The organism is Flindersiella endophytica, assembly GCF_054779015.1.
In genome coordinates this window covers 218,639-242,802 of the sequence record NZ_BAAGYY010000009.1, presented here as the reverse complement: position 1 = coordinate 242,802, position 24,164 = coordinate 218,639, and the positions used below count along the sequence as shown (strand labels likewise).

Below are 24,164 nucleotides of genomic sequence, written 5' to 3'. Positions count from 1 at the left end.
GGATGGGCCGCTGCGGCGATCACGTTCGTAGCCGTTTGTGTGCAAGCGCCGGTCGCGACCGCGGCACCGGTCCAAACAGAGGCCGGTCTGGGCCGAACCTGCGTGGCGAGCCTGACAGGCAGCTCGGCCGCGGTACCGGAGGCCGGCTCCGCAGTGGCCGACTTCCGCTGCTTCACCACCTTCAGCGCGGCCATCAGCCACGCGACCGGCGGCCGCGTCAAACTCGTGCCCGGCGCCCGCAGCGTCGACCGCAAGCAGATCCTGCAGGCGAACGCCGAGGTGGCAGCCGCCTCGACATCGACCTCAGCCTCCGCGGCGGCGCCCAGGCCGACGGGAGGCGTGCTCGGCATCGAATACGTCAACCGCAACTACGGTGGCGACGCCCTGGTCCTGTCCGCCTCCAGCGGCTCCGGCTGCTACTCCGGCACGACCTACGGCTTCCCGAACATGGCGCTGTACGACTTCGACAACCGCATCTCCTCGGCCGAGATGTTCTCCAACTGCATCGGCAAGCACCACCAGGGCGCGAGCTACACCGGCATGCACTTCTACTGCGACTCCGCCCGCTGCCCGGACATGGGCGACATGAACGACCGCACGTCGTCGATCAAGTTCTACTGATCGTCAACTCATCAGCCCAAGCCGGCGATCCCTTTTCGGGTCGCCGGCTTTGTCGTGTCCGCCGCCCGGCGAGCTGTGGTCACTGTCCGCGGAGGAGCTCGATCACGGGCGCCATCGCGGCGAGGCCGGGTTCGAGGACCGTGACGTAGCTGAAGCCCAGCCGACGTCGGTTGGTGCGGAGTTGGCCGGCGATCTGGTGTGCCGACCAGGAGGTTCGGCGAAGGCTTCGAGGCTTCGCCACTACCGCGCCGCTGCCGGCTCGATCAAGCCGATGGTGCGGCACAGCGAGTTCGCCGACCAGATTCCGAAGCAGGTCGGATCCGTTCTCTACACGGCCGTTCACACCGGAGAGGACACCGTGCTGACCATCACGATGTTCGACGACGCCGAGGCCGCGGACCGCGCCGAAGCCACCGTCGCCACCGTGCAGCAGGCGCTGATGGACCGGTTCGGCGCGGGGTACGCCGATCTGCTCGCGCTGATCCGCTTCGTCGCGCCATCCGCCGGCTGACCCGCGGCGGCGGATGCCCTTAGCCGGTTGGCGGAAATCGCCGGCGAAGCCGGACTGGAGGTCGGACCGGCTGCCGCTCGCTGCGCCCGGAGCACGCCGGCAAGCAAGCCTTGCGCCCGGACGTCAGCGACCTGAGCGTCGATCCATGGATGGCGGAGTTCGTCGCGTCGCGGGTCAGCCGAGCGTGGACGGAGGAACGACTGTCGGCTCGGGAACGCGCGTTCGTGGCGCTGACGGCCGAGGTGAGCCGGCGTTCGCTCGGTAGTCGTTCCGCAGGCACGTCGAGCCGGCGTTGCTGGTCGCCGACGCGGACGAGGTTCGCGACGCCGTGCGGTTCACCGCCGGGCTGGGCGTCGCCGACTGTATGGCCGCACTCGAAGCGCTCGAGGTCGTCCTGGCCGCACCCAACCACGACGTCGGCGGCTCAGCGGCGGGCTGACGTGAGCTCGCGGGTCGCCTGGACCGGGAAGCCAGCCGCGACCGCTCGGCCGGATCGGGTACGGCCACGTGCGCTCGCCGGTCGATGACCCACTCGACCGCCGTGCACAGAGTCGGCGGAGCACCCCTCAGCTGGCTGCGACCAGCGTCCTGGCTGCGTATACCTGACAGGCTCGGGCAGAACGTGCGGAGACGCGAATCCGCCCTGCCGGCACCGGCAGGGCGGACTCGTTGCGTGCGGTCGAAAGCTGCGTTGATCGAAAACAAGAAAGGAACGGTCGGGCAAGGGAGGGGTAGGCGCTCGTCAGATGAGCGCATCCTTGCCCGACCGAGGCTTCTGCATCAGCAGTCCTCCTGATGGGGCCAGGGCGAGACGCCGCTCAGGCCGAACGGAGGGTAGGTGCCCGCAGCTGGAAATACGTTGTCGTCGACCCCGGTCGTCAGGCTGTAGGGGACGGCCGTCGTCGCGTCGACCCCATCTCTCAGCGGTACGAACGGGAACCCGAACGTCATCGACGGTGGGTCGACCAGCTGGCCGGTTTCCGGCCTGGTCTCTCCGCCGCCACCACCAGTTGCTGGCGGCGGAGAGACCATCCCTGCGCGGGGCATAATGTCCATGGCGTTTCCAACGCTTGATTCGTCAGTTGGGCGGTGAGCTGGCCGTCTTCGGCAGCCCGAGACGCTCGCACGTCTTGTCGTCTCCCGGAAAGACCGCCGCCACTCCGTCTTCGGTCGTGCACGAGACGAGCTTCGGCACGGCTCTGGAGGCAGCTGGGTCGTCCGGGTTGGCTACGACGGGCTGATCCTTGGCCGAGCCAGGGGGCAGTACGCCGCTTTTCCACAAGTCGGCGCAGGCACGCTCCGGGTCGGCGATAGTCGCCGGCTGAGCGGGCTGCTTGGAGTTGGGAGTCTCGGGGTTGGCCTCGGCGTAGGTGAAGCGTTGGACATCCTTGCCGAGCTTGGCCTCCGAGTAGCAGATCACGCTGAACTTGTCGTTCGCCGGCTTGAACGCGACGTATGCCGCCGCCGCGCCGCCGGCCAGGACGAGAGCCGTCGCACCGATACCCGCGATGCCTGCCTGCTTGGATCGCCGCCACCAGGCCCGGCGCGGCGGGCTGACCTGCTCCATCAGCAGCTCGCGCAGCGCCTCGCGGCGTTCGGCCGGCATCTCACGTGCAGGCGGAACCTGCTCTATGTCCACGTCAGCGTCAATCATGATGTCCCCGTTTCGCTTGTTGACAGTCTGGCCCGTCCAGTCCGCCCCGAGGTGGACGCGGAACCCCCCGTCTGTCCCGCGGCCACCTCAAGCCCGGCAAGCCTTTTAAGGTGGTCGCGTGCACGGGACAGACGGGAGCGGACGGTACCCACCGGCACCCCCAGCGCCACCGCGGCATCCGCATAGCTGAGACCGGCCCATACGCACAACGCCAACACGTCTTGCTCGTCGGGCAGCAGCTTCGCGAAGACGGCGAGCACGCGCCGCATAGCGCGCTCGTCGTCGACCCGGGATACCGCCTCGTCTGCCGGATCGGGCGCCACCACGGCCGCCGGCAGTTTCGCGAGCAGACGCCGATGTCGGCGTAGGCTCCGGTCTCGGTTGCGGACAACGTTGTTGGCCACTGCGAGTAACCACGGCAGGATCGACTCACCGCTGAGCGACACGTCAGCCCGACGACGCCATGCCTCCAGAAACACCACCGAAGCCAGGTCCTCGGCCGCGGACCAGGAGCCGGTGCGCCGGAAACAGTGCGTGTAGACCGCGCTGCTGTGTCGCTCGAACAACGCACCAAACGCGGATGGGTCACCCTGCGCGGCCTGATGCCACAGGTCCCCATCCGATGCGTCGTCAAGGTCGAGCTGATCCACAACCCGTCTATGTCCGGGCCGTGGAGGGGGTTCCGAACTTTTTCGGGGATTTCTTCCGGGGAGGCGCATCAGCTCCAGGCTCTCAAACGGCACAAGAGAGCCGCTGTAACCGGGGGCACCACAGGCGCTACGAAGCGCCGAGACCGGCGTGGAGGGCCGCGCGAGACCCTCCACGTCAAGCCACGTCAGTGCAGGTCAGGTCAGGACCAGGACGAGGTCAGAGCGAGGTCAGAGCGACGTGAGGTGGCGGCCGCTGTGGGCAGCACGGCTGAGGAGAGGTGCCACGCGGTAACGCCCGGACGGGTAGGCCCTCGCCAGCCCGATCAGGACTTCTGCCACCGTGCTCGCGCCCAGGCGGTCGCCCCAGGCCAGGAGTCCCTCGGGGTAGCCCGTGCCAAGCCGCATCGCCACGTCGACGTCCGCGGCGGCCGCCTCGCGGCGGGCGACGAGCTCCACCGCCTCGTTGACCAGCATCGAGACCGTACGGGCGACCAGCAGCCCCGGCACGTCGTCGACCACGGACACCTCGAGCCCGGCCGCCTGGAAGAGGCCGACCGCCTCGCTCAGCGTTCCCGGCTCGGCGGTGTCGCTCGCGGCGAGGCAGACGCGGGTCGCCGTGCGCGGGTCGTGTACCCAGTCGAGCACGACCGCGTTGCCGTCGACTGTGGCCGGCTCACCGACCGTCTCGAGGATCAGGCCGCCGCCGGGCAGCTCGAGCCCGTAGGCCTGCTCCTCCGCGTCGTACTCGCCGGGTCCCGTGCGGTTGCCGGCCGGCCCGGTGTCGTACCGCTCGACGCTGATCCCGGCATCCGCCACCCGGTCGAGAAGTCCGTAACAGGTCAGCCAGCCGCCGTGGTACGTCACGCGTTCCGGCGCCGGCTGCCGGGGCTCCGTCGAGGCCGGAGGTGGTGCTCCGCCGCCGGCCTCGTGGTAGGAGAACCAGCCGCGCCCCGTCTTGCGGCCGAGCCAGCCGGCGTCGACCAGGCCCTGCTGCGTCACGAACGGTGCGTACCGCGGGTCGCCGAAGGTCTGTTCCCATACAGAGCGGCCGACCGCCAGGTTGACGTCGTTGCCCACCAGATCGGCGAGCTCGAACGGGCCCATCGGGAAGCCGCCGGCCTCCCGCAGCACCGCGTCGATCGTCGCGCAGTCGGCGGCGCCGTCCTCCAGCACCTGCAGCGCCTCGCCGTAGAACGGCCGCGCGATCCGGTTGACCACGAACCCCGGCGTCGACGAGCAGCGCACGGGCGTCTTGCCCCACGCGGTGGCCGTCGCCAGCACGAAGTCGACGGTCTCCGGCGACGTCGCCGCTCCGGCCGGCACCTCGACGAGTCCCATCAGCGGCGCGGGGTTGAAGAAGTGCATGCCGACGACCCGTTCCGGCCGAGCCAGCCCGGCCGCGATCGCCGTCACCGAGATCGTGGAGGTGTTGGTCGCGAGCACCGCGGAGTCGCCGCAGGCCTTCTCCAGATCGGCGAACAGCGCGCGCTTGACCGAAAGGTCCTCCACCACCGCCTCGACGACCAGCCCGCAGTCGTGGAACGCGGAGACGTCCTCCACCACCTGCAGCCGCTCGGCCGCGCCATCGGCGTCCGAGGCGGACAGCCGGCCCTTCTCGGCCAGCCGCGAGATCCGCGCCCGGATCTGCTCGGCGCCACGCTCGGCCGCGCCCGGCTGCGTGTCGTACAGCCGGACCACGTGACCGGCCTGCAACGCGACCTGGGCGATGCCCGATCCCATCGTTCCGGCACCGACGACGCCGACGGCGGCGTTCTCCTGGAGGGCAGTCATGTCCACATTCTGACCGGTTACGCGCTCCGGCGTACCGGCAGGATCACCGCGGACGGGTGGGCGGCGTCGTGGAACACCTGCTGGTCAGCCGCGCGCAGGGTGGTGGCGGTCGCACGTGGCTCGCCGGTGCCGAGGTTGCGGTTATACCGGGGAAACGCCCCGCTCGACACCTGTACGCGGATCCGGTGTCCGCGCCGGAAGCGGTACGCGGTCGGATAGAGGCGAACGGTCGCGCGGGAGATCTCGTCCGCGCCGGTGAGGCCGATCAGGCCGTCGCAGATGTTGTACGAGCGACCACGCGCGTCGACGTCGCAGAGCCGGACGAACACGTCGGCGTACGGCAGGCTGGAGCGGAACCAGATCTCCGCGCCGACCTCGCCGATCACCTCGACGTCCGCGTCGAGTACGCCGGTGGTGTACGTCAGGACGTCCGCCCGCGCCTCCAGCTTCCCGTTCTCGACCCGGCCCGCCTTGTCGAACAGCGAGATGCCGCCGAGCATGGGCGTGGGGTGCACCGGGTCGTAGTGGTAGCAGTCCGGCTCCGCCGGTCCGCTCACCGGTTCGGTGGACAGCCCGCCGTCCGGCTGGAGGTGGAACCGCCGCGGCTCGTACCCAGCAGGTGGCCAGGCCGGAAAGTCGCGCCACTCCTCGGCACCCATCACATACAGGCGCACTGGCGCGGTGCGGTCGGGAGGCTGTTCGCCGCGAGCCAGCGCGAGCGCGAAGCCGAGCGTCTCGCCGTACGTGACCGGCAGCATGCCGCGGTCGGCGTGCGTCCACGGCCCGATCGTGAGCCTGGCCGGACGGCCCGCGTCCTGCAGAGCTTCGAAGTCGCGCAGCTGGCCGGGCAGGAAGATGTCGTACCAGCCGCCGATCGAGCTGACCGGCACGGTGACGTCGCGCACCCGCGAGCGATGGTCGAGCGCGGACCAGAACGGCGCGTCGGCGTCGTGGGCCAGGATGTTCTGTACGTAGGTGGCGTGCCGGCCGATCGCGGCGACATCGGCTTCCTTCAGTGGCAGCGTCCACAGCGCGCGGGCGACCTTCCGGTTCAGCGTCAGGTGGTTGAGCAGCGCCCAGCGGCTCTCCTGACCGTCGATCATGATGCCCCAGCTGAACGGCATCTGCAGGGAGAAGTCCTCCTGGCGCAGGGCACCGAGCGATACCGCCGACTCGGTCACGATCGGGACCATCGCCTTGACCTGCGGCGGCAGCTGGTCGGCGACGGCCCACTGGACGTACCCGAGGTAGCTGGCGCCGTACAGCACGATCGCCTCGCCGAACCACGGCTGATCCACGACCCATGCCAGCGTGTCCAAGCCGTCCGAACGCTCGCGGCGCATCGGGTCGAAGGCTCCGCCGGAGCCGAACGTGCCGCGCACGCTTTGCATCAGCACCTGATAGCCGCGCTCCGCAAGTGGCCTGGCCATCAGCTGGCCGACCATGCCGCCCCTGCCGTACGGCGTGCGGACCAGCGCGGTCGGCAGGCCCTCGGCACCGGTCGACGGCGCCCACCGGTCGGCGAGCAGTACGGTGCCGTCGCGCATCGGCACCCGCAGGTCGCGCTCGACGGTCAGGTCGCGGGTGTCTGCCCGTGGCAGCCCGAGGGCCCGCTCGAGGATGTGACTCGTGAGGTTCACACGTCGATCATGTCCGGCAGCTCAGGCGTCCGCCATGTCTTCCAGCTCACGGTTCTTGGTCTCGGTGATCCACTTCAGCACGAGGACGAACGACAGCACCGCGCAGATGGCGTAGATGCCGTACGTCAGCCCGAGGCTCACGCTCTTCAGCGCCGGGAACGTCACCGTGACCAGCCAGTTCGCCAGCCACTGCACGGCACCGCACAGCGCCAGCGCCGACGCGCGGATGCGGTTGCTGAACATCTCGCCCAGCATCACCCACATCACCGGACCCCACGTACATCCGAAGAACACCACGAACACGTTCGCCGCGACGAGCGCGATCGGCCCCCAGGCACCTTCGAGGATGGGCTGCTCGGTTCCGTCCGGAAGCGTGGTGATCCGTGCGGCTCCGAACGCGATCGCCATCACGGCCAGTGACACCGCCATGCCCGCCGAACCCGTGAGCAGCAACGGCTTACGCCCGATCTTGTCGATCAGCGCGATCGCGACGAGCGTGGTCACGATGTTGGTCACCGACGTGATGACGGTGATCAGCATCGAGTCGCTCTCGTTGAAGCCGACCGCCTGCCACAGCACCGTGGAGTAGTAGAAGATGACGTTGATGCCGACGAACTGCTGGAACGCGGCGATGATCAGCCCGGCCCACACGATCGGCAGCAGCCCGAGCCTCGTGCCGCGCAGGTCGGACATCCGGAACGGGTGGTCGGACCGCAGGCTCTGCTCGATCTCGCGTACGCGCTCGTCGATTCCGAGGCCGATGAAGCGCTTCAGCACCTGCCGGGCCTCCGGGATCCGTCCGGCGGCGACCAGGAAGCGCGGCGACTCCGGCAGCTTCAGCGCCATCAGGCCGTAGACCAGGGCGGGGACGACCAGCATGATGAACATCCACCGCCAGGCCGGCACGCCAAACCAGAGGTCTTCGCCGGCACCGCCGGCACCCGTCGCGAGGACGTAGTCGACGAGCAGCGAGACGAAGATGCCGACGACGATCGCCAGCTGTTGCAGGGAACCGAGCCGGCCGCGGATGTGCGCCGGCGAGATCTCCGCGATATAGGCCGGCGCGATGATCGAGGCCGCGCCGATGGCCATCCCGCCGAGGAACCGCCAGATCGTGAGGTCCCAGATCGCGAACGCGGAACCCGTCCCGATCGCGGTGACGAAGAACAGCGCGGCCGCGATGACCATGACCCGTGGACGTCCCCATCGGTCGGCGAGGCGGCCGGCGTACCAGGCGCCGACGGCAGATCCCAGCAGCGCGGACGAGACGGCGAAGCCGAGCACGAACGACCCGGCGCCGAACGTGTCGCCGATCGCGTCCACGGCACCGTTGATGACGGAGGTGTCGTACCCGAACAGGAAGCCGCCGATCGCGGCCGTGACGGCGGCGGCGATGGTGCGCGCGGTGGTGTGGTCGGGCTCGGCCTGGGCGACGTTGCCTGGGGTTGCGGTCACGTCGTCGTAATTCCCGTTTCAGATCTTGGCTATGCGTATACAGGGCCTAGCCTGATCGCATGAACCGCGACACTCTGCAGCAGGCGCTGGACGCGACCAAGGACCGTTCGTACTTCTCCGCCGTACCCGAGTCGCCGAGCCCGCGGGTCTGGGGCGAGCAGGCAGCGGAGGAAGGGAAGGCCGCCTTCGAGGCCTGGCGGGGCAAGGTCTTCCCGCTGGCAGCGCCGGGCGCCAACGGAACGGTGAGCACGGAGGCGTCACCGTTCGGCATCCGGATGGACGTCGAGTACCCCCACGTACACGGTGACGGGCTCGACGAGCTGCTCGCGGCCGCGCGGGCGGGCATGCCGACCTGGCGGGATGCCGGGCCGGAGCGACGGGCCGACGTGTGCCTGGCGATCGTCGACGGGCTGCGGGCGCGGATCTTCGAGCTGGCGAACGCGGTGCATGCGACGACCGGGCAGGCGTTCGTGATGGCGTTCCAGGCCGGCGGCGCGCATGCGCTGGACCGGGCGCTGGAGGCGATCGCGTACGCCTACGGCGAGATGACCCGGACTCGGGGATCGTCGCGGTGGGAGAAGCCGGCGCGCGACAAGCCGCTGCTGATGGACAAGACGTTCACCGTCGTGCCGCGCGGGGTGGCGGTCGTGATCGGGTGCACGACGTTCCCGACATGGAACTCCTATCCCGGGCTGTTCGCGTCGCTCGTCACCGGAAACCCGGTGGTCGTGAAGCCGCACCCGCGGGCTGTCCTGCCGCTGGCGATCACGGTGCAGGTGTGCCAGGCGGTGCTGGCCGAGCACGGCTTCGACCCGCAGCTCGTGACGTTGGCGGCCGAGTACGCCGGCGACGAGCTGGCGAAGGACCTCGCCCGGCACAAGGACGTCCGGATCGTCGACTTCACGGGCTCGAGTGCGTTCGGCGACTGGCTGGAGGAGAACGCCTGGCAGGCCGCGGTGTTCACCGAGAAGTCGGGCGTGAACTCCGTGATCGTCGACTCGACAGACTCGTTCCGGGGGATGTGCGCGAACCTCGCGTTCACGCTGTCGCTGTACTCCGGGCAGATGTGCACCACGTCGCAGACGCTGTACGTGCCCGCCGACGGGATCGACACGGACGAGGGGCACAAGAGCTTCGACGAGGTGGCCGCGGGGATCGGTGCGGCTGTGGAGAAGCTGCTCGGCGACGATGCGCGGGCTGTGGAGCTGCTGGGCGCGATCGTCAACGACGGTGTGCTGAACCGGCTGGAGCTCTCGACGCGGTACGGCAAGACGCTGCTGGCGTCGCGGGCGGTCGCGCACCCCGCGTATCCCGACGCCGTGGTGCGGACCCCGGCGCTGGTCGAGCTGGAGGCCGAGGACGGGGACGTGTTCGGGCGGGAGTGCTTCGGCCCGGTGTCGTTCGTGGTGCGGACGGCGGACACGGCGGAGTCGCTCGCGCTGTTCCGCCGGGTGACGGCGGAGCAGGGAGCGATGACGGCCGCGGTCTACTCGCGGTCTCCCGAGGTGGTCGCCGCGACGCGCGAGGCGGCACTGGACACCGGCGTCGCGCTGTCGGAGAACCTGACCGGCGGGGTCTACGTCAACCAGTCGGCGGCGTTCTCGGACTTCCACGGGACGGGCGTGAACCCCGCGGCCAACGCGTCGTTCGTGGATGCCGCGTTCGTCGCTCCGCGCTTCTCCGTCGTCCAGTCCCGGCGGCCGGCGTAGCGACGGACGGCCTCGTCGCGGCCGCTCCGCCCCGGATACCGGGGTCGTCCACAGGCAGTGTTGTCCACAGGGTGTGGACGCGTTGACCTGCGGTTTCGCGGACGACCACACACTGTTGTGCACAAGCTGCCACCGATGGCTCCACAGCGGCCCCGGTTGGTTTCCACAGCGACCTCCGGTCATGCACAGGCCCCTGTGGACAAGCCTGCTCAGGCCGGTTCGAGGAGGACGAGCGGGATCGTTCGGGTGGTTCGCGTCTGGTACTTCGCGTAGCCGGGGTTGATGGTGGTGACGCGGGGCCAGAGGTCGGCGCGTTCGGCTTCGGAGGCGACGCGGGCGATCATCGGGCGGGTGGATCCGGCCGCGGTGACAGTGACCTTCGGGTTGGCGCGGAGGTTGAGGTACCACGCCGGATGCCGGTCGTCGCCGCCGAACGAGGCGACGAGGACCAGCTGGTCCGGCGAGGCGATCGGCGCGGTGAGCATGGTCGAGCGCGGACGGCCGGACTTGCGGCCGGTCGTCACCAGCTCCACCACGGTCATGCCGAGGGCCCGACCGGCCACCCGGCCTTTCGACGCCCGGAAGACGGCCCTGTGCACAGCCGTCGTCGCCTTGAAGAGAGCGTCCTTGAGTTCGTTGGCCATAACTGAATCCTCCCGCCCTCCGGCATCGCTGCCGTCGGGCGGGAGGAGTGACTCTCGACTACCCCGCGGGGACTACGCCAGGCTGTCCAGCCAGGCCTGGTGCAGCGAGGCGAACCGCCCGGCTTCGCCGATCAGCTGGCTCGGCGAGCCGTCCTCGACGATCCGGCCGTGTTCCATGACCAGCACCCGGTCGGCGATCTCGACCGTCGACAGCCGGTGGGCGATGATCAGGGCCGTCCGGCCGGCGAGGATCGTACGCAGCGCGCGCTGGACCAGCCGCTCGCTGGGCACGTCGAGCGAGGATGTCGCCTCGTCCAGGATCAGCACAGCCGGGTCGGCCAGGAACGCCCTGGCGAACGCGACCAGCTGCCGCTGGCCGGCGGACAACCGTCCGCCGCGCTTGCCGACTTCGGTGTCGTAACCGTCGGGCAGGTCCCTGATGAACTCGTGCGCGCCGATCGCCCGGGCCGCCGCCACGATCTCCTGCTGGGTGGCGTCGGGCCGGCCGAAGCGGATGTTGTCGGTGACCGTGCCGGTGAACAGGAAGTTCTCCTGGGTCACCATCACGACCGCCCGCCGCAGGCTGCCCTCGTCGAGGTCGCGGAGGTCGATGCCGTCGAGCTTGACCGCGCCCTCTACCGGGTCGTAGAACCGCGAGATCAGCTTCGCCAGCGTGGTCTTGCCCGCGCCGGTGGCACCCACCAGTGCGACGGTCTGGCCCGCCGGCACCTTCAGGTCGAGCGACGGCAGCACCGGAGTGCCGTCGTTGTACTCGAACCGCACGCCGTCGAAGCGCACCTCGCCCTTGGCGTTCTCGATGTGCTTCGGGTCCTTGGGCTCCGGGACCGCCGGCTCCTCCTCGAGTACGCCGGACAGCTTCTCCAAGCCGGCGCCCGCGGACTGGAACGTGTTGTAGAACTGCGAGATCTCTTCCATCGGCTGGTAGAACTGCCGCAGGTAGAGCAGGAACGCCGCGAGCACACCGACGGTCGCCGCGTCGTGGAAGACGAGGTAGGCGCCGTACAGCAGGATCGCCGCGACCGTGACGTTACCGATCAGCTTCACGCCGGGGCCGAACTTCGCGTTCAGCTGCATGCCCTGGGTGTTGGCGTCGCGGTAGTCGTTGTTGAGCTCCTGGAAGATCTCCTGGTTACGCGGCTCGCGGCGGAACGCCTGAACCGCGCGGATGCCCTGCATCGACTCCACGAAGTGGACGATGACCATCGCGACCGTCTCCCGTGTACGGCGGTAGGCGACCGACGACTGCTGCCGGAACCAGCGGGTGAAGAAGTACAGGATCGGCAGCGGGATCAACGCGACCAGACCGAGGTGGACGTCGAGCGTCAGCAGCAGGATCGCCGTGCCGACCAACGTGAGGATCGCGGTCACCAGGCCGTCGAAGCCGGACTGCAGCATCTCGTAGATCGCGTCGACGTCGGATGTCTGACGCGAGATGACCCTCCCCGACGTGTACTTCTCGTGGAACGACAGCGAGAGCTTCTGGAAGTGGTTGAAGACTCGCCGCCGCAGCTGGAGCAGGATGTCCTGGCCGATCTGCCCGGACATCTTCAGGAACGCCTGCCGGGTGAACGCCTGCACGACCGTCGCGAACAAGATGACCGAGACGATCGTGACCAGCGTTCGGGCGCCCTCGCCGCGCAGCATCGGCGGGATGCCGGAGTCGATGCCGACCTTCACGAAGTACGGGATCGCCAGCTTCGCGGCGTTCGAGATCACGATCACCGCGATCAGCGTGATGATCGCCTTCTTGTGCGGCCGGAGCAGCTCTCCCAGCAGCTTGCGGGAACGGGCCCGCAGCCGCAGGGAGACCTTCTCCGTGATGTCGTCCTGGTGCTCGGTCGCGACTCCGCGCCAGGTCTTCTCTTCGGCCTCCGAGGCGGCGCTGTTGTTCTGGTCGACCTGAGTGTCCTGCGTGGCCGTCATCGCAGCGCCCCCTCGGTCTCGTCCTCGAGGTCGGCGTCCTGCGCGAGCAGCTCGCGGTAGGCCGGGACCTTCGCCAGCAGCTCGGAGTGGGTTCCGACGTGGGTGATCGTGCCGTCGTGGATCAGCGCCACCTTGTCGGCGAGCAGCACGGTCGACGCCCGGTGTGCCACGACCATCGCGGTCGCGTGCACCAGGACGTGGCGCAGCGCCTCCTCGACCAGCGCCTCGGTCTCGACGTCGAGTGCCGACAGCGTGTCGTCGAGGACGAGGATCTTCGGCTTGGACAGCACCGCCCGCGCCAGTGCGAGCCGCTGCCGTTGCCCACCGGACAGCGACATGCCCTGCTCACCGATCCGGGTGTCGAGGCCCCACGGCAGGTCGTAGACGAACCCCGCCTGCGCGATCTCCAGCGCCTCGCGGACCTCCTCGTCGGTGACGTCCGTACGGCCGAGCGCGAGGTTCTCCCGCACGCTCATCGAGAACAGGGTCGGCTCCTCGAACGCCGTGGCCACGACCCTGCGCAGCTCCGGCAGCTCGAGATCGCGGACGTCGTGCCCGTCGATCGTGACCCTGCCGGCGGTGACGTCCATCAGGCGAGGGACGAGCGCTGTCAAAGTCGTCTTGCCCGAGCCGGTGGCTCCGACGATCGCGACCGTCTCTCCTGGCTGGACGTCGAGCCAGACGTCGTGCAGGACCGGCTTCTGGCTGTCGGGGAAGTGGAACCCGACACCCTCGAACCGCAGGTGCCCCCGCGGCTTGTCGATCTTGTCGGTGCCGCTCTGGATCGCCGGCGGGATGTCGAGTACTTCCATCACGCGGTCGGCGGCGGTCATCGACTCCTGGCCCATCGCGAGGATGTGCCCGAGCGCGGCGACCGGCCAGACCAGCTGCAGCATCATCGTCGTGAACGCGACGAGCGTGCCGAGCGTGACGTTGCCGGAGCCGACCGCGAGCGCGCCGAGCAGCAGCACGATCGCGAGCGTGACGTTCGGAATCGCCTCGAGGAACGTGAAGAACCGCGACGACAGGCGAACCTTGTCCATCGAGATGTCGTAGACGTCGCGGGCTCCGTCGTCGAAGCCGTCGAAGACGTGGTGCCGGCGGCCGAACGCCTTGATCGTCCGGATGCCGACCGCGCCCTCCTCGATCACGGTGGCGAGGTCACCTTGGGTGTCCTGCACCTTGCGCGAGATCCGGGTGTACTTCTTCTCGAACTTCAGCGACATGAAGATGATCGGCACCGAGGACAGCGCGACGATCAAGCCGAGCGGCCAGTACATGTTCAGCAGCAGGACCGTGACCGTGACGAGCTGGAAGACGATGATGATCAGGAACATCATCCCGAAGCCGAGGAACCGGCGGATCACCGACAGGTCGGTCGTCGCACGGGACAGCAGCTGGCCGGACTGCCACTCGCCATGGAACTTCATCGGCAGCCGCTGCAGGTGCTCGTACAGGTCGTTGCGGATCTCGGTCTCGAGACCGAGGATCGCCTTGGCCTGCATCCAGCGGCGAAGGAACGTCAGGAAGGCCTCGGTGAAGCCCAGCGCGACCGCCAGCGCGCCGAGCGGGATCAGGCCGGACAGTTCCCTGTCGGCGATCGGGCCGTCGATGACCTCCCTGCTGACCAGCGGGATGGCGATGCTCGCCGCTGTGCCGCCGAGGGCGGCAACCCACATGAAGATCATGCGGGCGACGTATGGTCGGAGGTAGGACTTCATCCGCCACAGCGAGTTCTGGTGCCGAACCGGCTGGGCGGGGGGTTGAGCCTCAACTGCGGACACAGCGCTTTCAGGCGTGCTATCTGATGGCATCGTCGAGTAGGGCACTCCTCACCGAAATTTGTGGTCCCGCGGGTGGTTTCGCGTCACGTTCAGGTCAGATAGACCGTCTGGACCGCATCCCATGAACCCCCTCGCAGACCCGTTCACGTCACACACATGCCTAGCTAAAGGTTATTACGTTGGAACAACCGAATTTCTTCCCGGCATGAACACTGTGTGAGCGGAAGGGGTACTTCCGGTCATAAGCGGGAGCAAACGGCGTGGGAGCGCACCCGCCAGGGAGTTCCCGGTTCGTCCGCATCTGGCCAGGTAACGCGTGCATACGTATCTCACGCGTGGGTCTTCCGCCAGTCCTCGGCGACGCGGAGCACGATGTCGTTGGCCTCGGGCTCGGCGACCGTGATCCGGCAGCCGTCGCCGGGGAACGCCCGGACGATCACGCCCTCGGCCTCGCAGGCCTGGGCGAACGGGTCGGCGTCGGCGCCGAGAGGCAGCCAGACGAAGTTGGACTCGGTGGCCGGGACGTCCCAGCCCTGGCCGCGCAGGCCGTCGAGCACCCGGGAACGCTCCTTGACCAGCGCCTCGACGCGTTCGAGCAGCTGCTCCTCGCCGGCCAGCGCGGCCAGCGCCGCCTCCTCGGCGACGCTCGACACGGCGAACGGCGGTGTGCAGGCGCGGATGGCGTCGACCAGCGGAGGCTGGGCGATCGCGAAGCCGACGCGGAGGTTGGCCAGCTCGTACGCCTTGGAGAACGTGCGGAACACGCAGACGTTCGGGCGCTCGCGGTAGAGCGCCAGCCCGTCGGCCGCCTGCGGGTCGCGGACGAACTGGAGGTAGGCCTCGTCGATCGCGATCACGACGTCGTCGGGCACGCGGTCGCAGAACGCCTCGAGCTCGTCGTGGTGGACGACCGGGCCGGTGGGGTTGTTGGGCGTGCAGACCACGACGACGCGGGTGCGGTCGGTGATCGCGCCGGCCATCGCGTCCAGGTCGTGCCGGGCGTCAGCGGTGATCGGGACCTCGATCCGGGAGGCGCCGGACGCCTGCACCGCGATCGGGTAGGCCTCGAACGAGCGCCAGGCGTAGACCACCTCGTCCTGCTCGGTGCAGGTGGCCTGCATGAGGTGGTAAAGCAGCGCGACCGAGCCCGTACCGATGGCGAAGTGCTCGAACGGGACGTCGAGCTTCGCCGACAACGTGCCGACCAGCTTGGTGCACGCGAGGTCGGGATAGCGGTTCATCCGGGCGGCCGCGTCGCCGGCCGCCGCGACCATCTCGGGCGACGGGGCGTAGGGGTTCTCGTTGCTGGACAGCTTGTAGGTCGGCTTGTCCTTGGCGGGCGCGGGCGCCCGGCCAGGTTTGTACGAAGCGATGCCCTGCAACGACGAGCGCAGGCGCGGTCCTCTCCCGGAGCTGGTCATGAGCACACCCTAGAACGAGGCGCCAAGAAGGGTTATGACCGTGTAAAGGATTGGCTCGCCGCGGTGCCTCCGGCCGTTCGGGCGCGACACTTACCGCATGGTCACTGAGATCGCGCTCGTCGTGCTCGGCATCGTGGTTCTCGTGCTGCTGAGCGGTATCCGGGTGGTCAACCAGATCGAACGAGGCGTGGTGTTCCGGTTCGGGCGGGCGATGCCCGCCGCTCGCCAGCCGGGGATCACCTATGTCCTGCCGATCGCCGACCGCATGCAGAAGGTCAACGTCCAGACCGTGACGATGCCGGTGCCGGCGCAGGAAGGCATCACACGCGACAACGTCTCGGTCCGGGTCGACGCCGTTGTCTACTTCCGGGTGATCGACCCGGCGAAGGCCGCGATCGAGGTGCAGGACTACACCTTCGCGATCAGCCAGGTCGCGCAGACGTCGCTGCGTTCGATCATCGGCAAGAGCGAGCTGGACGACCTGCTGTCCAACCGCGAGGAGCTGCACAAAGGGCTCGCCCTGATGATCGACAGCCCTGCCGTGGAGTGGGGCATCCACATCGATCGCGTCGAGATCAAGGACGTGCAGCTGCCGGAGGCGATGAAGCGCTCGATGTCGAAGCAGGCCGAGGCCGAGCGCGAACGCCGGGCCCGCGTGATCACCGCCGGCGGCGAGCTGGAAGCGGCCACCAAGCTCGCCGAGGCCTCGGCGATCATGGCGGAGACGCCGGCCGCGCTGCAGCTGCGCCTGCTGCAGACCGTCGTCGAGGTCGCCGCCGAGAAGAACTCCACGCTGGTCATGCCGTTGCCGGTGGAGATGCTGCGCTTCTTCGAGCACGCGACGGGTGCGCTCGCTCGCAGCGCGGCCTCCGGGGTCGCGGAGGTAGAGAAGCCGCCGGCTGCTCCTGGGGCGCCTGCAGAGGTGGATCCAGAAGAGCCACGTAGAACCGTTTCTCCTGACTGACGCTGCTGCCGCCGCAGCGGGCAGCGGTCAGCTCGCGGACCAGCCGCGCCAGCTCGTCACCTCGACCCGGATCACCGGGCCGGGCGGTGGGTCGGTGACGTACTGGGAGTACTTGGAGCTCAACCAGGCAAGGGGCTCCGCCCGATCGGCGTCGTTGGTCAGGACGGTCGCCCGACCGTCGGCGCGGACCCACCACAGCTGGGTCCAGTCGTCGGCGTAGCGGTCCACCAGCACCGACACCAGCGGGTTCGCGGCGATGTTGCGCAGCCGCTTGAGGTCGTGTGTCGACTTCGGCTTGTTGTCGACCGCGATCACCAGAACGTCGTCCTGCAAGGCGAAAACCACCGGTACGAGATGCGGCTGCCCGTCGGCGCCGACGGTCGCCAGCCGGGCGACGCGGGCGCGCGCGAACCGCTCGCGGGCCGTTTCCTCGGGCAGTTTCATGGCCGCAGCCCGTCGCAGAGGATGCCGAACAGCCGGCCCGCCTGCTCGCCGGACGTCTGCCGCCGGATCGCCAGCGCGCCGACCAGCAGCGCCTTTACGTCCTCGACGTCGACGTCGGAACGCACGGCGCCGGCTCGCTGGGCGGCGCCGAGCAGCTCGGCGAACGTCTCACGGAACCGCGTCGTCGTCTCGAGGTCGGCCTTGAACCCGAAGCCCGTCGTCGACTCCAGCGCGTCGCAGAGGTCCTTGTTGAGCACGGCCTGCTCGACCAGGTGCGCGAAGAACGTGAAGAACGCCGTGCCGGGTTCGCCGGACGCGTCGACACCGTGCAGGTGCTCGGCCAGGAGCCGCAGCCGCTCGGAGACCACGGCCTCGAACAGCGCCTCCTTGGTCGGGAAGTGCCGGTAGACCGTGCCCGCGCCGACCCCGGCCCGCCTGGCGATCTCGTCGAGCGGCACGGCCAGGCCCTCGTCGGAGAACGCCGCCTGGGCGGCCTCCAGCACGCGAGCACGGTTCCGCCGGGCGTCGGCGCGTAACCGGGGCGTGCGTTCCGTATAGTTAACCGGGTCCACCGTTCCGATTCTAGGAGTACGACATGAAAACAGCTCGTGAGGTCTTCGACAGGTTCGTCCAGGCCTCGGTCGAGAACGACTGGGATGCGCTGGTCGACCAGTACGCGGCCGACGTGGTGATCGAGATCCCGTTCGCGCCGGACCCGTCGTTCCGCCGGTCGCAGGGCGGCCGGGAGGCGTTGCGCAAGCGGTTCGCCTCGGTCGCGGGGGTCGTGCGGTTCACCGGAGCCGACGTCCACGCCGTGCACGAGACGACCGACCCGGAGGTGATCGTCGCGGAGTACGACCTGCACGGCGAGCTGGTGCCGACCGGCCAGGCGTTCACGCGTACGTACGCCATGGTGATCACCGTGCGGGACGGCGAGATCGTGCACTCCCGCGACTACTCCGACCCGCGGGGCATCTCGGAGTTGCTGGAGGCGGCGCGCGCGTAACGGCCCGCCAGCTCCTCGATGTGCCCGAGCAGCTCGGGCGGGCTCTCGACCTCGAAGTCGCACCCCATCGCGGAGATCCAGACCGCCATCATCTCGAGTGAGTCGGAGCCGGTCGAGAGCACGCAGGTCTGCTCGTCGATCACCTCGACCACGCCGACCGACGGGTTGATCTTCGCCAGGATCCGCTCGGCCGGCGCGTGCAGCCTGATCCGGCCGCGGTAGGTCCAGCCGGCCGCCGACACCCCGCGCTCCACGTACTCCGCGATCTGCTCGTCCGGCAGGTCGCGGGGCGTGAAGCGCGGCCCGGTCGGCCTCCGCGGCTGGATCCGGTCGACGCGGTAGGTGCGCATGTCGTCGCGCTCGACGTCCCAGGCGACGAGATACCAGCGCTTGCCCCAGCACACCAGCCGGTGGGGCTCGACCGTACGGACGCTCTCGGTGCCGTCGTGCTTGCGGTAGTCGAAGCGCAGGCGCTCGTGGTCGCGGCACGTCGAGGCGATCACGGTGAGCACCGCCGGGTCGACGGTCGGGCCGGTGCCGCCGGGAATCGCGACGGTGTAGGTCTGCAGCGCGTTCACGCGGTGCCGTAGCCGGGACGGGAGTACCTGCTCGAGCTTGGCCAGCGCGCGTACGGAGGTCTCCTCGATCCCGGCGACGGCACCGCGGGCGGCGGTGCGCAGCCCGACCGCGACCGCGACGGCCTCCTCGTCGTCGAGCAGGAGCGGGGGCAGGGAGGCGCCGGCGCCGAGCCGATAGCCGCCGGCCGTGCCGGTGGTGGCGTTGACGGGGTAGCCGAGCGTGCGGAGCTTGTCGACATCACGGCGTACGGTGCGGACGTCGACCTCGAGCCGGCCGGCGAGCTCAGCCCCCGACCAGTCGCGCCTGGTCTGCAGCAGTGAGAGCAGGCGGAGCAGCCGGGCGGAGGTCTCCAACATGCTCAGCAGTCTGGCACGCGTTGCGGACAGCTGCCGCCCTCAAGGCGTCTGGTCCTGCGGTCAGGAACGTGAGCGGCTGGGCTCCTGCCGGAGGAGCCGGTCGCGGACGGCGGTGGGGAGCACGCCGCCGTCGGGGTGGCGGGCCAGCTTGCCGCGGCTCACGAGGTCGTGCACGCCCTGCTTGCTGATGCCGAGCATCGCGCCCGCGACGGGGTACGGCAGCCGGGTGGCGGTCGGATGGCCGACCCGGCGGACGAGGGCCTGGCCCATCGGCGTACGCCACCAGGCGATCGGCGGGTCGAAGCCCGCGTCGCTGGCGTCGCTGGGGTAGAGCGCCGCGACCAGGCGCATGATCAGGCCGACCGCGGTGTCGTCGTCGGCTTCGAGGAGCTGGCGGGCCCACGCCGCTGCCTGCTGGTGGATCTGCGTGCGCAGGTCACGCAACGTTCCGGCGTCCTGGAGCAGGATCTCCAGCGGATCGACGCAGCGGGTCTCTACCAGCTGGATGAGCTGGTCGCGAAGTTCTGGCTCGGACGGCATCGCCCTCCATCCTGCGCTCTTGACGTTCACTGTCAAGTATCGGCTATGGTACTTGACGTTGATCGTCAAGCGATGGGAGTGGACATGACTGTTGAGTTGACCGTGCCGGGCTCGGCTGGTCCGGCTGGTTCGCCTGGTTCGCCTGAGCTGGTGGTACGTGACCACGGCGGCCCGGCGGACGGCCCGGGCGTGGTGCTGCTGCACGGGTTCGGTGGGAACGCGCTGCACTGGGAGGAGTTCGCGCCGCTGCTCACCGATCGGTTCCGGGTGGTGGCGCCGGACCTGCGCTGCCACGGCCGCTCGGGCGACGGGCCGTGGGACTGGGACGCACTGGTCTCCGACGTCGCGCGGGTGGCCGCCCGGGTTGGCTTCGAGCGGCCGGCTGTCGTCGGGCACTCGCTCGGCGGCGGGATCGCGGCGTGGTGGGCGCGTCAGCATCCGGACTGCCCGGGCGCGGTCGACCTCGACGGTACGCGCGCCGTGGAGACGGCACCCGAGAACTACCCGGGCCTCGACTCTTCGGTCGCCGCCGCTCAGCTCGCGCAGCTGACCGCGGCGTTCGAGGCGCAGGCCGCGGCGATGGCCGGGCCGCTCACAGACGTCGCGCTCGACGCAATGCGCGAGCAGGTCTGTGCGTTGCGCGGGCCGTCGGCCGTCGAGACGGTCGAGCGCAACCTGGTCCGTACCGACAACGGCGAGACGTTCGTCCGCCCGTCCCAGGCGACGGTCGAGACCTTCCGCGCGGACATGGACTCCTACGACCTGTTCAAGGTGCTCGCCGAGGCGCGCTGCCCGCTCCTCGTCTGCACCGCGACGCGCAACCTGCCGGGAACCGAGCCGTTCACCGAGCTGCTCTCCGCCCACCGCCGCGGTGTCTCGCGGGACCTGGCCGCGGTCGCGGCTGACAACCCCCTGCTACGGATCGAGCCCGTGCCGGCGAGCCACAACCTCGTTCACGAGATCCCGGAGCAGGTAGCCGCGCTGGTCGGGGAGTTCCTGCTCACGTGAGGGTACGGAAGAACGCGCGGATGTCGGCGACCAGCAGGTCGGGTACCTCGAGCGCGGCGAAGTGTCCGCCGCGGTCGAGCTCGGACCAGTAGACGATGTTGTCGGCCCGTTCGGCGAACCGCCGGACGGGAGGCGCGATCTCCTTCGGCAGCACGGCTACGCCGGTCGGCACTGTCGAGCTGGGTGGCTGGGTCCAGCCGCCGGCGCGTGCGGCGTGGGCGTACTCGTAGTAGAGCCGCGCCGACGAGCCGGCGGTCCGGGTCAGCCAGTAGAGCATCACGTTGGTGAGCAGGACGTCGCGGTCGATCGTCGCGGGGTCGTCGGTCCAGGCCTGGAACTTCTCCGCGATCCAGGCCAGCTGCCCGACGGGCGAGTCGGTCAGCGCGTACGCGAGCGTCTGCGGTCTGGTCGACTGCTGCATGCCGTAGCCGAGCCCGTCCTGCAGGAACCGTGCCCTGGTGGCGATCCGGTCGCGTTCGGCGTCGGTCAGGCCTTCCAGCTCGGAGTCGTCGCGGGGCACGTACGTCGTCAACGTGTTGAGGTGGACGCCGACGACGTGCTCCGGTGCGGCGATGCCGACGTGGCGCGAGATCGCCGAGCCCCAGTCGCCGCCCTGCGCGCCGTACCGCTCGTACCCGAGGCGGCTCATCAGCTCGGCCCAGGCCCTGCCGATCCGTCCGACCTCCCAGCCGGTCTCGGTGGTCGGGCCGGAGAAGCCGTACCCCGGGATCGACGGGATCACGAGGTGGAACCCGCTGGTGGTGAGCGGCTCGATCACGTTCAGGAACTCAACGACCGAGCCCGGCCAGCCGTGCGTGAGGATCAACGGGAGTGCATTTGGCTCGGACGACTCGATGTGCAGGAAGTGCACGGTCGCGCCGTCGATCTCGGTGGTGAACTGCGGGTAGGCGTTGAGCCGGGCCTCGTTCGCGCGCCAGTCGTAGGTCGTGCGCCAGTGCTCGGCGAGCGCGCGTACGTGGCCGAGCGGCGCGCCGTACGCCCAACCCACGCCGGGCAGCTCGTCCGGCCAGCGCGTCTGCGCCAGCCGGTCGCGCAGCTCGTCGAGCTCGGCTTGCGGGATGTCGATCCGGAACGGTGTGATCTCGCCGGTCATGGACTCGACGTTATCGAAGCCTCCCGCCACTCGCTCTCGATGACCTGGCCGCGGTCGAGCAGCGGCTCCCACCAGGCGCGGTTGTCCTGGTACCACGCGATGGTCGCCGCGAGTCCCTCGTCGAAGCCGATGACGGGAGCCCAGCCGAGCTCGGTGCGGAGCTTGGTCGAGTCGAGCAGGTAGCGGCGGTCGTGGCCCGGGCGGTCCGGCACGGTCGTGATCATGGTGCGGGGGAGGCCGAGCTGGTCCAGGATCCTGGCTGCCAGGTCGGCGACGCTCACCTCGACGCCGGAGCCGACGTTGTAGGTCTCGCCCGGTTTGCCGTTGTGGAGAACGGCTTCGATGGCCCGGCAGTGGTCGGACACGTGCAGCCACTCGCGGCGGTTGGCCGAGCTCGCGTAGACGGGGAGCTGTGTGCCGGTCAGGGCGTGCGTGGTGAACAGCGGGATGACCTTCTCGGGGAACTGGTACGTGCCGTAGTTGTTGGAGCAGGTGGTGACCGTGACGTTCAGGCCGAACGTCTCGCCGTAGGCGCGTACGGCGTGGTCGCCGCCGGCCTTGCTGGCGTTGTAGGGCGTGCGGGGGCGATAGGGCGACTCCTCTTGGAACGCGCCGGGGTCGTCCAGCGCGAGGTCGCCGTAGACCTCGCAGGTCGAGATGTGGTGGAAGCGTTCGACGCCGGACCGGCGGCAGGCCTCCAGCAACGACTGCGTACCAAGGACATTCGTCCTGAAGAACAGCCCGGGGTTGATGACGGCGAGGCTGTTGTGCGACTCGGCGGCGAAGTTGACCACGGCGTCGATCCGGTGCCGGCGGAGGAGGCCGGTCATCGCGTCGAGGTCGGCGATGTCGCCCCGGACGAACGTGATTCGGTCGCGTACGTGGTCGAGGTTGGCTTCGTTGCCGGCGTACGTCAGCGCGTCGACCGCGACGATCTCGTCGTCAGGATGGTTGGCGGTCCAGTGGTGTACGAAGTTGGAGCCGATGAAGCCGGCCGCACCGGTGACGAGCAGGCGCATGCTTTTCCCTTCTACGTAATGGGTGTGAGGCCGAGCGGTTCGGCGGCCGCGGTGCCCGGCCAGCCGCGGAACTCCACGTCGAGGCGGAAGCGGTGGCCGAGATAGCGGTGCTCGGACAGGGCGAGCGGCCTGTCGTCCTCCAGCAGCGCGAGCCTGCGTACGAGGAGGACGGGCGTGCCGTCGGCGACGTCGAGCTGCCTGGCGGTCTGGGTGCCGGCCGCGGTCGCCGCGATGCTCTGCCTCACCAGGGCGATCGTGTTCCCCTGGCGTCGTAGCGTCTCCCAGACGCCTGGGTCCTCGGCATCCTTGCGGCTGACCGGACTGGCGAAGTCGAGCGGAACCCACTCGGTGACAACATCGAGCGGACTGGCCCCCGCGATCCTGACGGCCTGCACGTGGAGCGCCTCGGTGCCTTCGTCGACACCGAGCAACCTGGCAACGTCGCTCGGCGCCGCCCGATACTCGTACCTGACGACGGTGCGTCGCAGCTCCACCCCGGCCTCGGCGACGGCGGACTGCGCATGCTGAAACGACCCCAGCGCGATCGACTGCCCGAAACTCGCATCCGAGACGACGTACCACCCCGACCCCCTCCTGGCCGCGACGACGTGCTCGGCGCGCAACAACTCGAGGGCTTTGCGCACGGTCACCCGGCTGACGCCGTACCGCCGGGTGAGCTCCGCCTCGCTTTCGAGCGCCCCCGAACCTGCGTAATCCCCGAGCGCGATCCGTTCACGCAGCTCGGCGGCAACCTGCTGGAATCGGGCACCTGTCATAGATTTGTATAGTACAGCTTGTGACAGCGCTGTCTATCGTGCTCGCATACTGTGAGGCGTCGGCCGGCCGGGCCGTGACCAGTATTCGCCTCGTTTCGGCGCCAGCGTGGCGCCAGCGGTAATGGGCAGGCTGAGGATCGCAGCGGGTGGCGGATTTCTCTGATATCGAAGGCTGTGGAGTCGATCATGAACGATGACGTAGAGCCGCGGGGCTTACCGCCGGTGGTGGACCGGGCCACGTGGCAGGCAGCACGAGACGCCCTCCTCGTTCGGGAGAAGGCGCACACCCGCGAAGGGGACGCGATCGCGGCGGAGCGCCGGCGGCTGCCGATGGTGGAGGTCGACGCCACCATCGAGGTGATCGGCCCGGACGGTCCGGTCCCGATCCTCGACGTCTTCGAAGGTCGGTGGCAGCTCATCGCGTACTTCCACGCCTGGTGGCCCGGCCAACCCGCCGCGGAGCAGTGCGAGGGCTGTACGTTCTTCAACAGTCAGGTCCGCGAGCTGTCCTACCTCCACTCCCGCGACGCCACG

At 69.4% G+C, this 24,164-nt stretch carries 24 protein-coding genes; 8 read left to right on the top strand and 16 right to left on the bottom strand.

The window, feature by feature from the left end; all coding sequences use genetic code 11:
• Window positions 1-102 precede the first annotated feature (102 nt).
• From ACYVF6_RS06455 to ACYVF6_RS06445, 3 genes are all read left to right on the top strand, one after another.
• Entirely contained in the window at window positions 103-621 is a 519-nt protein-coding gene (locus ACYVF6_RS06455) for a hypothetical protein (RefSeq protein ID WP_460517045.1), read from the top strand.
• A gap of 49 nt (window positions 622-670) precedes the next feature.
• Window positions 671-1,132 (top strand): hypothetical protein, encoded by a 462-nt coding sequence (locus ACYVF6_RS06450; RefSeq protein ID WP_460517042.1) that lies wholly within the window; start codon window positions 671-673, stop codon window positions 1,130-1,132.
• 292 nt (window positions 1,133-1,424) lie between these two features.
• Window positions 1,425-1,571, top strand: coding sequence for a hypothetical protein (locus ACYVF6_RS06445; RefSeq protein WP_460517038.1), 147 nt, complete (start codon window positions 1,425-1,427; stop codon window positions 1,569-1,571).
• A 639-nt stretch (window positions 1,572-2,210) separates the two neighbouring features.
• Here the strand turns inward: ACYVF6_RS06445 and ACYVF6_RS06440 are convergent.
• From ACYVF6_RS06440 to ACYVF6_RS06420, 5 genes are all read right to left on the bottom strand, one after another.
• Window positions 2,211-2,786: a hypothetical protein gene (locus ACYVF6_RS06440; protein ID WP_460517036.1), complete on the bottom strand. Its 576-nt coding sequence runs from the start codon at window positions 2,784-2,786 to the stop codon at window positions 2,211-2,213.
• The gene (locus ACYVF6_RS06435) at window positions 2,783-3,436 is read right to left on the bottom strand and encodes an RNA polymerase sigma factor (RefSeq protein WP_460517033.1); all 654 of its coding nucleotides are present in this window, start codon (window positions 3,434-3,436) and stop codon (window positions 2,783-2,785) included. The genes ACYVF6_RS06440 and ACYVF6_RS06435 overlap by 4 nt, the downstream gene beginning before the upstream one ends.
• 228 nt (window positions 3,437-3,664) lie before the next feature.
• Window positions 3,665-5,227, bottom strand: coding sequence for a 3-hydroxyacyl-CoA dehydrogenase (locus tag ACYVF6_RS06430; RefSeq protein WP_460517030.1), 1,563 nt, complete (start codon window positions 5,225-5,227; stop codon window positions 3,665-3,667).
• A gap of 17 nt (window positions 5,228-5,244) precedes the next feature.
• Complete coding sequence (locus tag ACYVF6_RS06425; RefSeq protein ID WP_460517027.1) at window positions 5,245-6,867, bottom strand: CocE/NonD family hydrolase; 1,623 nt, start codon at window positions 6,865-6,867, stop codon at window positions 5,245-5,247.
• A gap of 21 nt (window positions 6,868-6,888) precedes the next feature.
• Complete coding sequence (locus tag ACYVF6_RS06420; protein WP_460517024.1) at window positions 6,889-8,322, bottom strand: sugar porter family MFS transporter; 1,434 nt, start codon at window positions 8,320-8,322, stop codon at window positions 6,889-6,891.
• A gap of 59 nt (window positions 8,323-8,381) precedes the next feature.
• On the opposite strand from ACYVF6_RS06420, the gene paaN reads away from it, so the two are divergent.
• The gene (gene paaN / locus ACYVF6_RS06415) at window positions 8,382-10,031 is read left to right on the top strand and encodes an aldehyde dehydrogenase family protein (RefSeq protein ID WP_460517021.1); all 1,650 of its coding nucleotides are present in this window, start codon (window positions 8,382-8,384) and stop codon (window positions 10,029-10,031) included.
• 209 nt (window positions 10,032-10,240) lie between these two features.
• On the opposite strand, the gene ACYVF6_RS06410 is transcribed toward paaN, so the two are convergent.
• From ACYVF6_RS06410 to ACYVF6_RS06395, 4 genes are all read right to left on the bottom strand, one after another.
• Window positions 10,241-10,675 (bottom strand): nitroreductase family deazaflavin-dependent oxidoreductase, encoded by a 435-nt coding sequence (locus ACYVF6_RS06410; RefSeq protein ID WP_460517018.1) that lies wholly within the window; start codon window positions 10,673-10,675, stop codon window positions 10,241-10,243.
• Between the two features lie 72 nt (window positions 10,676-10,747).
• Window positions 10,748-12,619 (bottom strand): ABC transporter ATP-binding protein, encoded by a 1,872-nt coding sequence (locus tag ACYVF6_RS06405; protein WP_460517015.1) that lies wholly within the window; start codon window positions 12,617-12,619, stop codon window positions 10,748-10,750.
• Window positions 12,616-14,340: an ABC transporter ATP-binding protein gene (locus ACYVF6_RS06400; protein ID WP_460517013.1), complete on the bottom strand. Its 1,725-nt coding sequence runs from the start codon at window positions 14,338-14,340 to the stop codon at window positions 12,616-12,618. Before ACYVF6_RS06400 ends, ACYVF6_RS06405 begins: the two co-directional genes overlap by 4 nt.
• Window positions 14,341-14,732: 392 nt before the next feature.
• A complete protein-coding gene (locus tag ACYVF6_RS06395) occupies window positions 14,733-15,824 on the bottom strand; it encodes a histidinol-phosphate transaminase (protein WP_460517010.1) in 1,092 nt (363 codons plus the stop codon).
• Window positions 15,825-15,921: 97 nt separating this feature from the next.
• Here ACYVF6_RS06395 and ACYVF6_RS06390 point away from each other — a divergent pair, with 97 nt between their 5' ends.
• Window positions 15,922-16,788, top strand: a complete 867-nt coding sequence (locus tag ACYVF6_RS06390; RefSeq protein WP_460517007.1) for a slipin family protein — start codon at window positions 15,922-15,924, stop codon at window positions 16,786-16,788.
• 27 nt (window positions 16,789-16,815) lie between these two features.
• Here the strand turns inward: ACYVF6_RS06390 and ACYVF6_RS06385 are convergent, their stop codons facing one another.
• Window positions 16,816-17,232, bottom strand: a complete 417-nt coding sequence (locus tag ACYVF6_RS06385) for a PNPOx family protein (RefSeq protein WP_460517004.1) — start codon at window positions 17,230-17,232, stop codon at window positions 16,816-16,818.
• A complete protein-coding gene (locus ACYVF6_RS06380) occupies window positions 17,229-17,804 on the bottom strand; it encodes a TetR/AcrR family transcriptional regulator (RefSeq protein ID WP_460517001.1) in 576 nt (191 codons plus the stop codon). Before ACYVF6_RS06380 ends, ACYVF6_RS06385 begins: the two co-directional genes overlap by 4 nt.
• Window positions 17,805-17,827: 23 nt before the next feature.
• Between ACYVF6_RS06380 and ACYVF6_RS06375 the strand changes: the two genes are divergently transcribed.
• On the top strand, window positions 17,828-18,238 hold the full coding sequence (locus tag ACYVF6_RS06375) for a nuclear transport factor 2 family protein (protein ID WP_460516998.1): 411 nt from the start codon (window positions 17,828-17,830) through the stop codon (window positions 18,236-18,238).
• Here ACYVF6_RS06375 and ACYVF6_RS06370 read toward each other — a convergent pair.
• The gene (locus ACYVF6_RS06370) at window positions 18,187-19,173 is read right to left on the bottom strand and encodes a helix-turn-helix transcriptional regulator (protein ID WP_460516995.1); all 987 of its coding nucleotides are present in this window, start codon (window positions 19,171-19,173) and stop codon (window positions 18,187-18,189) included. The two genes, ACYVF6_RS06375 and ACYVF6_RS06370, sit on opposite strands and share 52 nt — an antisense overlap.
• A 60-nt stretch (window positions 19,174-19,233) precedes the next feature.
• Window positions 19,234-19,713 (bottom strand): hypothetical protein, encoded by a 480-nt coding sequence (locus tag ACYVF6_RS06365; RefSeq protein WP_460516992.1) that lies wholly within the window; start codon window positions 19,711-19,713, stop codon window positions 19,234-19,236.
• Between the two features lie 84 nt (window positions 19,714-19,797).
• Between ACYVF6_RS06365 and ACYVF6_RS06360 the strand changes: the two genes are divergently transcribed.
• On the top strand, window positions 19,798-20,721 hold the full coding sequence (locus ACYVF6_RS06360; protein WP_460516990.1) for an alpha/beta fold hydrolase: 924 nt from the start codon (window positions 19,798-19,800) through the stop codon (window positions 20,719-20,721).
• Here the strand turns inward: ACYVF6_RS06360 and ACYVF6_RS06355 are convergent.
• Genes ACYVF6_RS06355 through ACYVF6_RS06345 form a run of 3 tightly spaced genes read right to left on the bottom strand, consistent with a single transcriptional unit; the run spans window position 20,714 to window position 23,630 of the window.
• Entirely contained in the window at window positions 20,714-21,835 is a 1,122-nt protein-coding gene (locus ACYVF6_RS06355; RefSeq protein ID WP_460516987.1) for an epoxide hydrolase family protein, read from the bottom strand. The genes ACYVF6_RS06360 and ACYVF6_RS06355 overlap by 8 nt on opposite strands.
• A complete protein-coding gene (rfbB, locus tag ACYVF6_RS06350) occupies window positions 21,832-22,854 on the bottom strand; it encodes a dTDP-glucose 4,6-dehydratase (RefSeq protein ID WP_460516984.1) in 1,023 nt (340 codons plus the stop codon). The genes ACYVF6_RS06355 and rfbB overlap by 4 nt, the downstream gene beginning before the upstream one ends.
• Before the next feature lie 11 nt (window positions 22,855-22,865).
• Window positions 22,866-23,630 carry a GntR family transcriptional regulator gene (locus tag ACYVF6_RS06345; protein ID WP_460516982.1) on the bottom strand — a complete coding sequence of 255 codons (765 nt, stop codon included), beginning with the start codon at window positions 23,628-23,630 and terminating at the stop codon, window positions 22,866-22,868.
• A 186-nt stretch (window positions 23,631-23,816) separates the two neighbouring features.
• On the opposite strand from ACYVF6_RS06345, the gene ACYVF6_RS06340 reads away from it, so the two are divergent.
• Window positions 23,817-24,164: DUF899 family protein (locus ACYVF6_RS06340; protein ID WP_460516979.1), on the top strand; the 348-nt coding region annotated here is incomplete at its 3' end.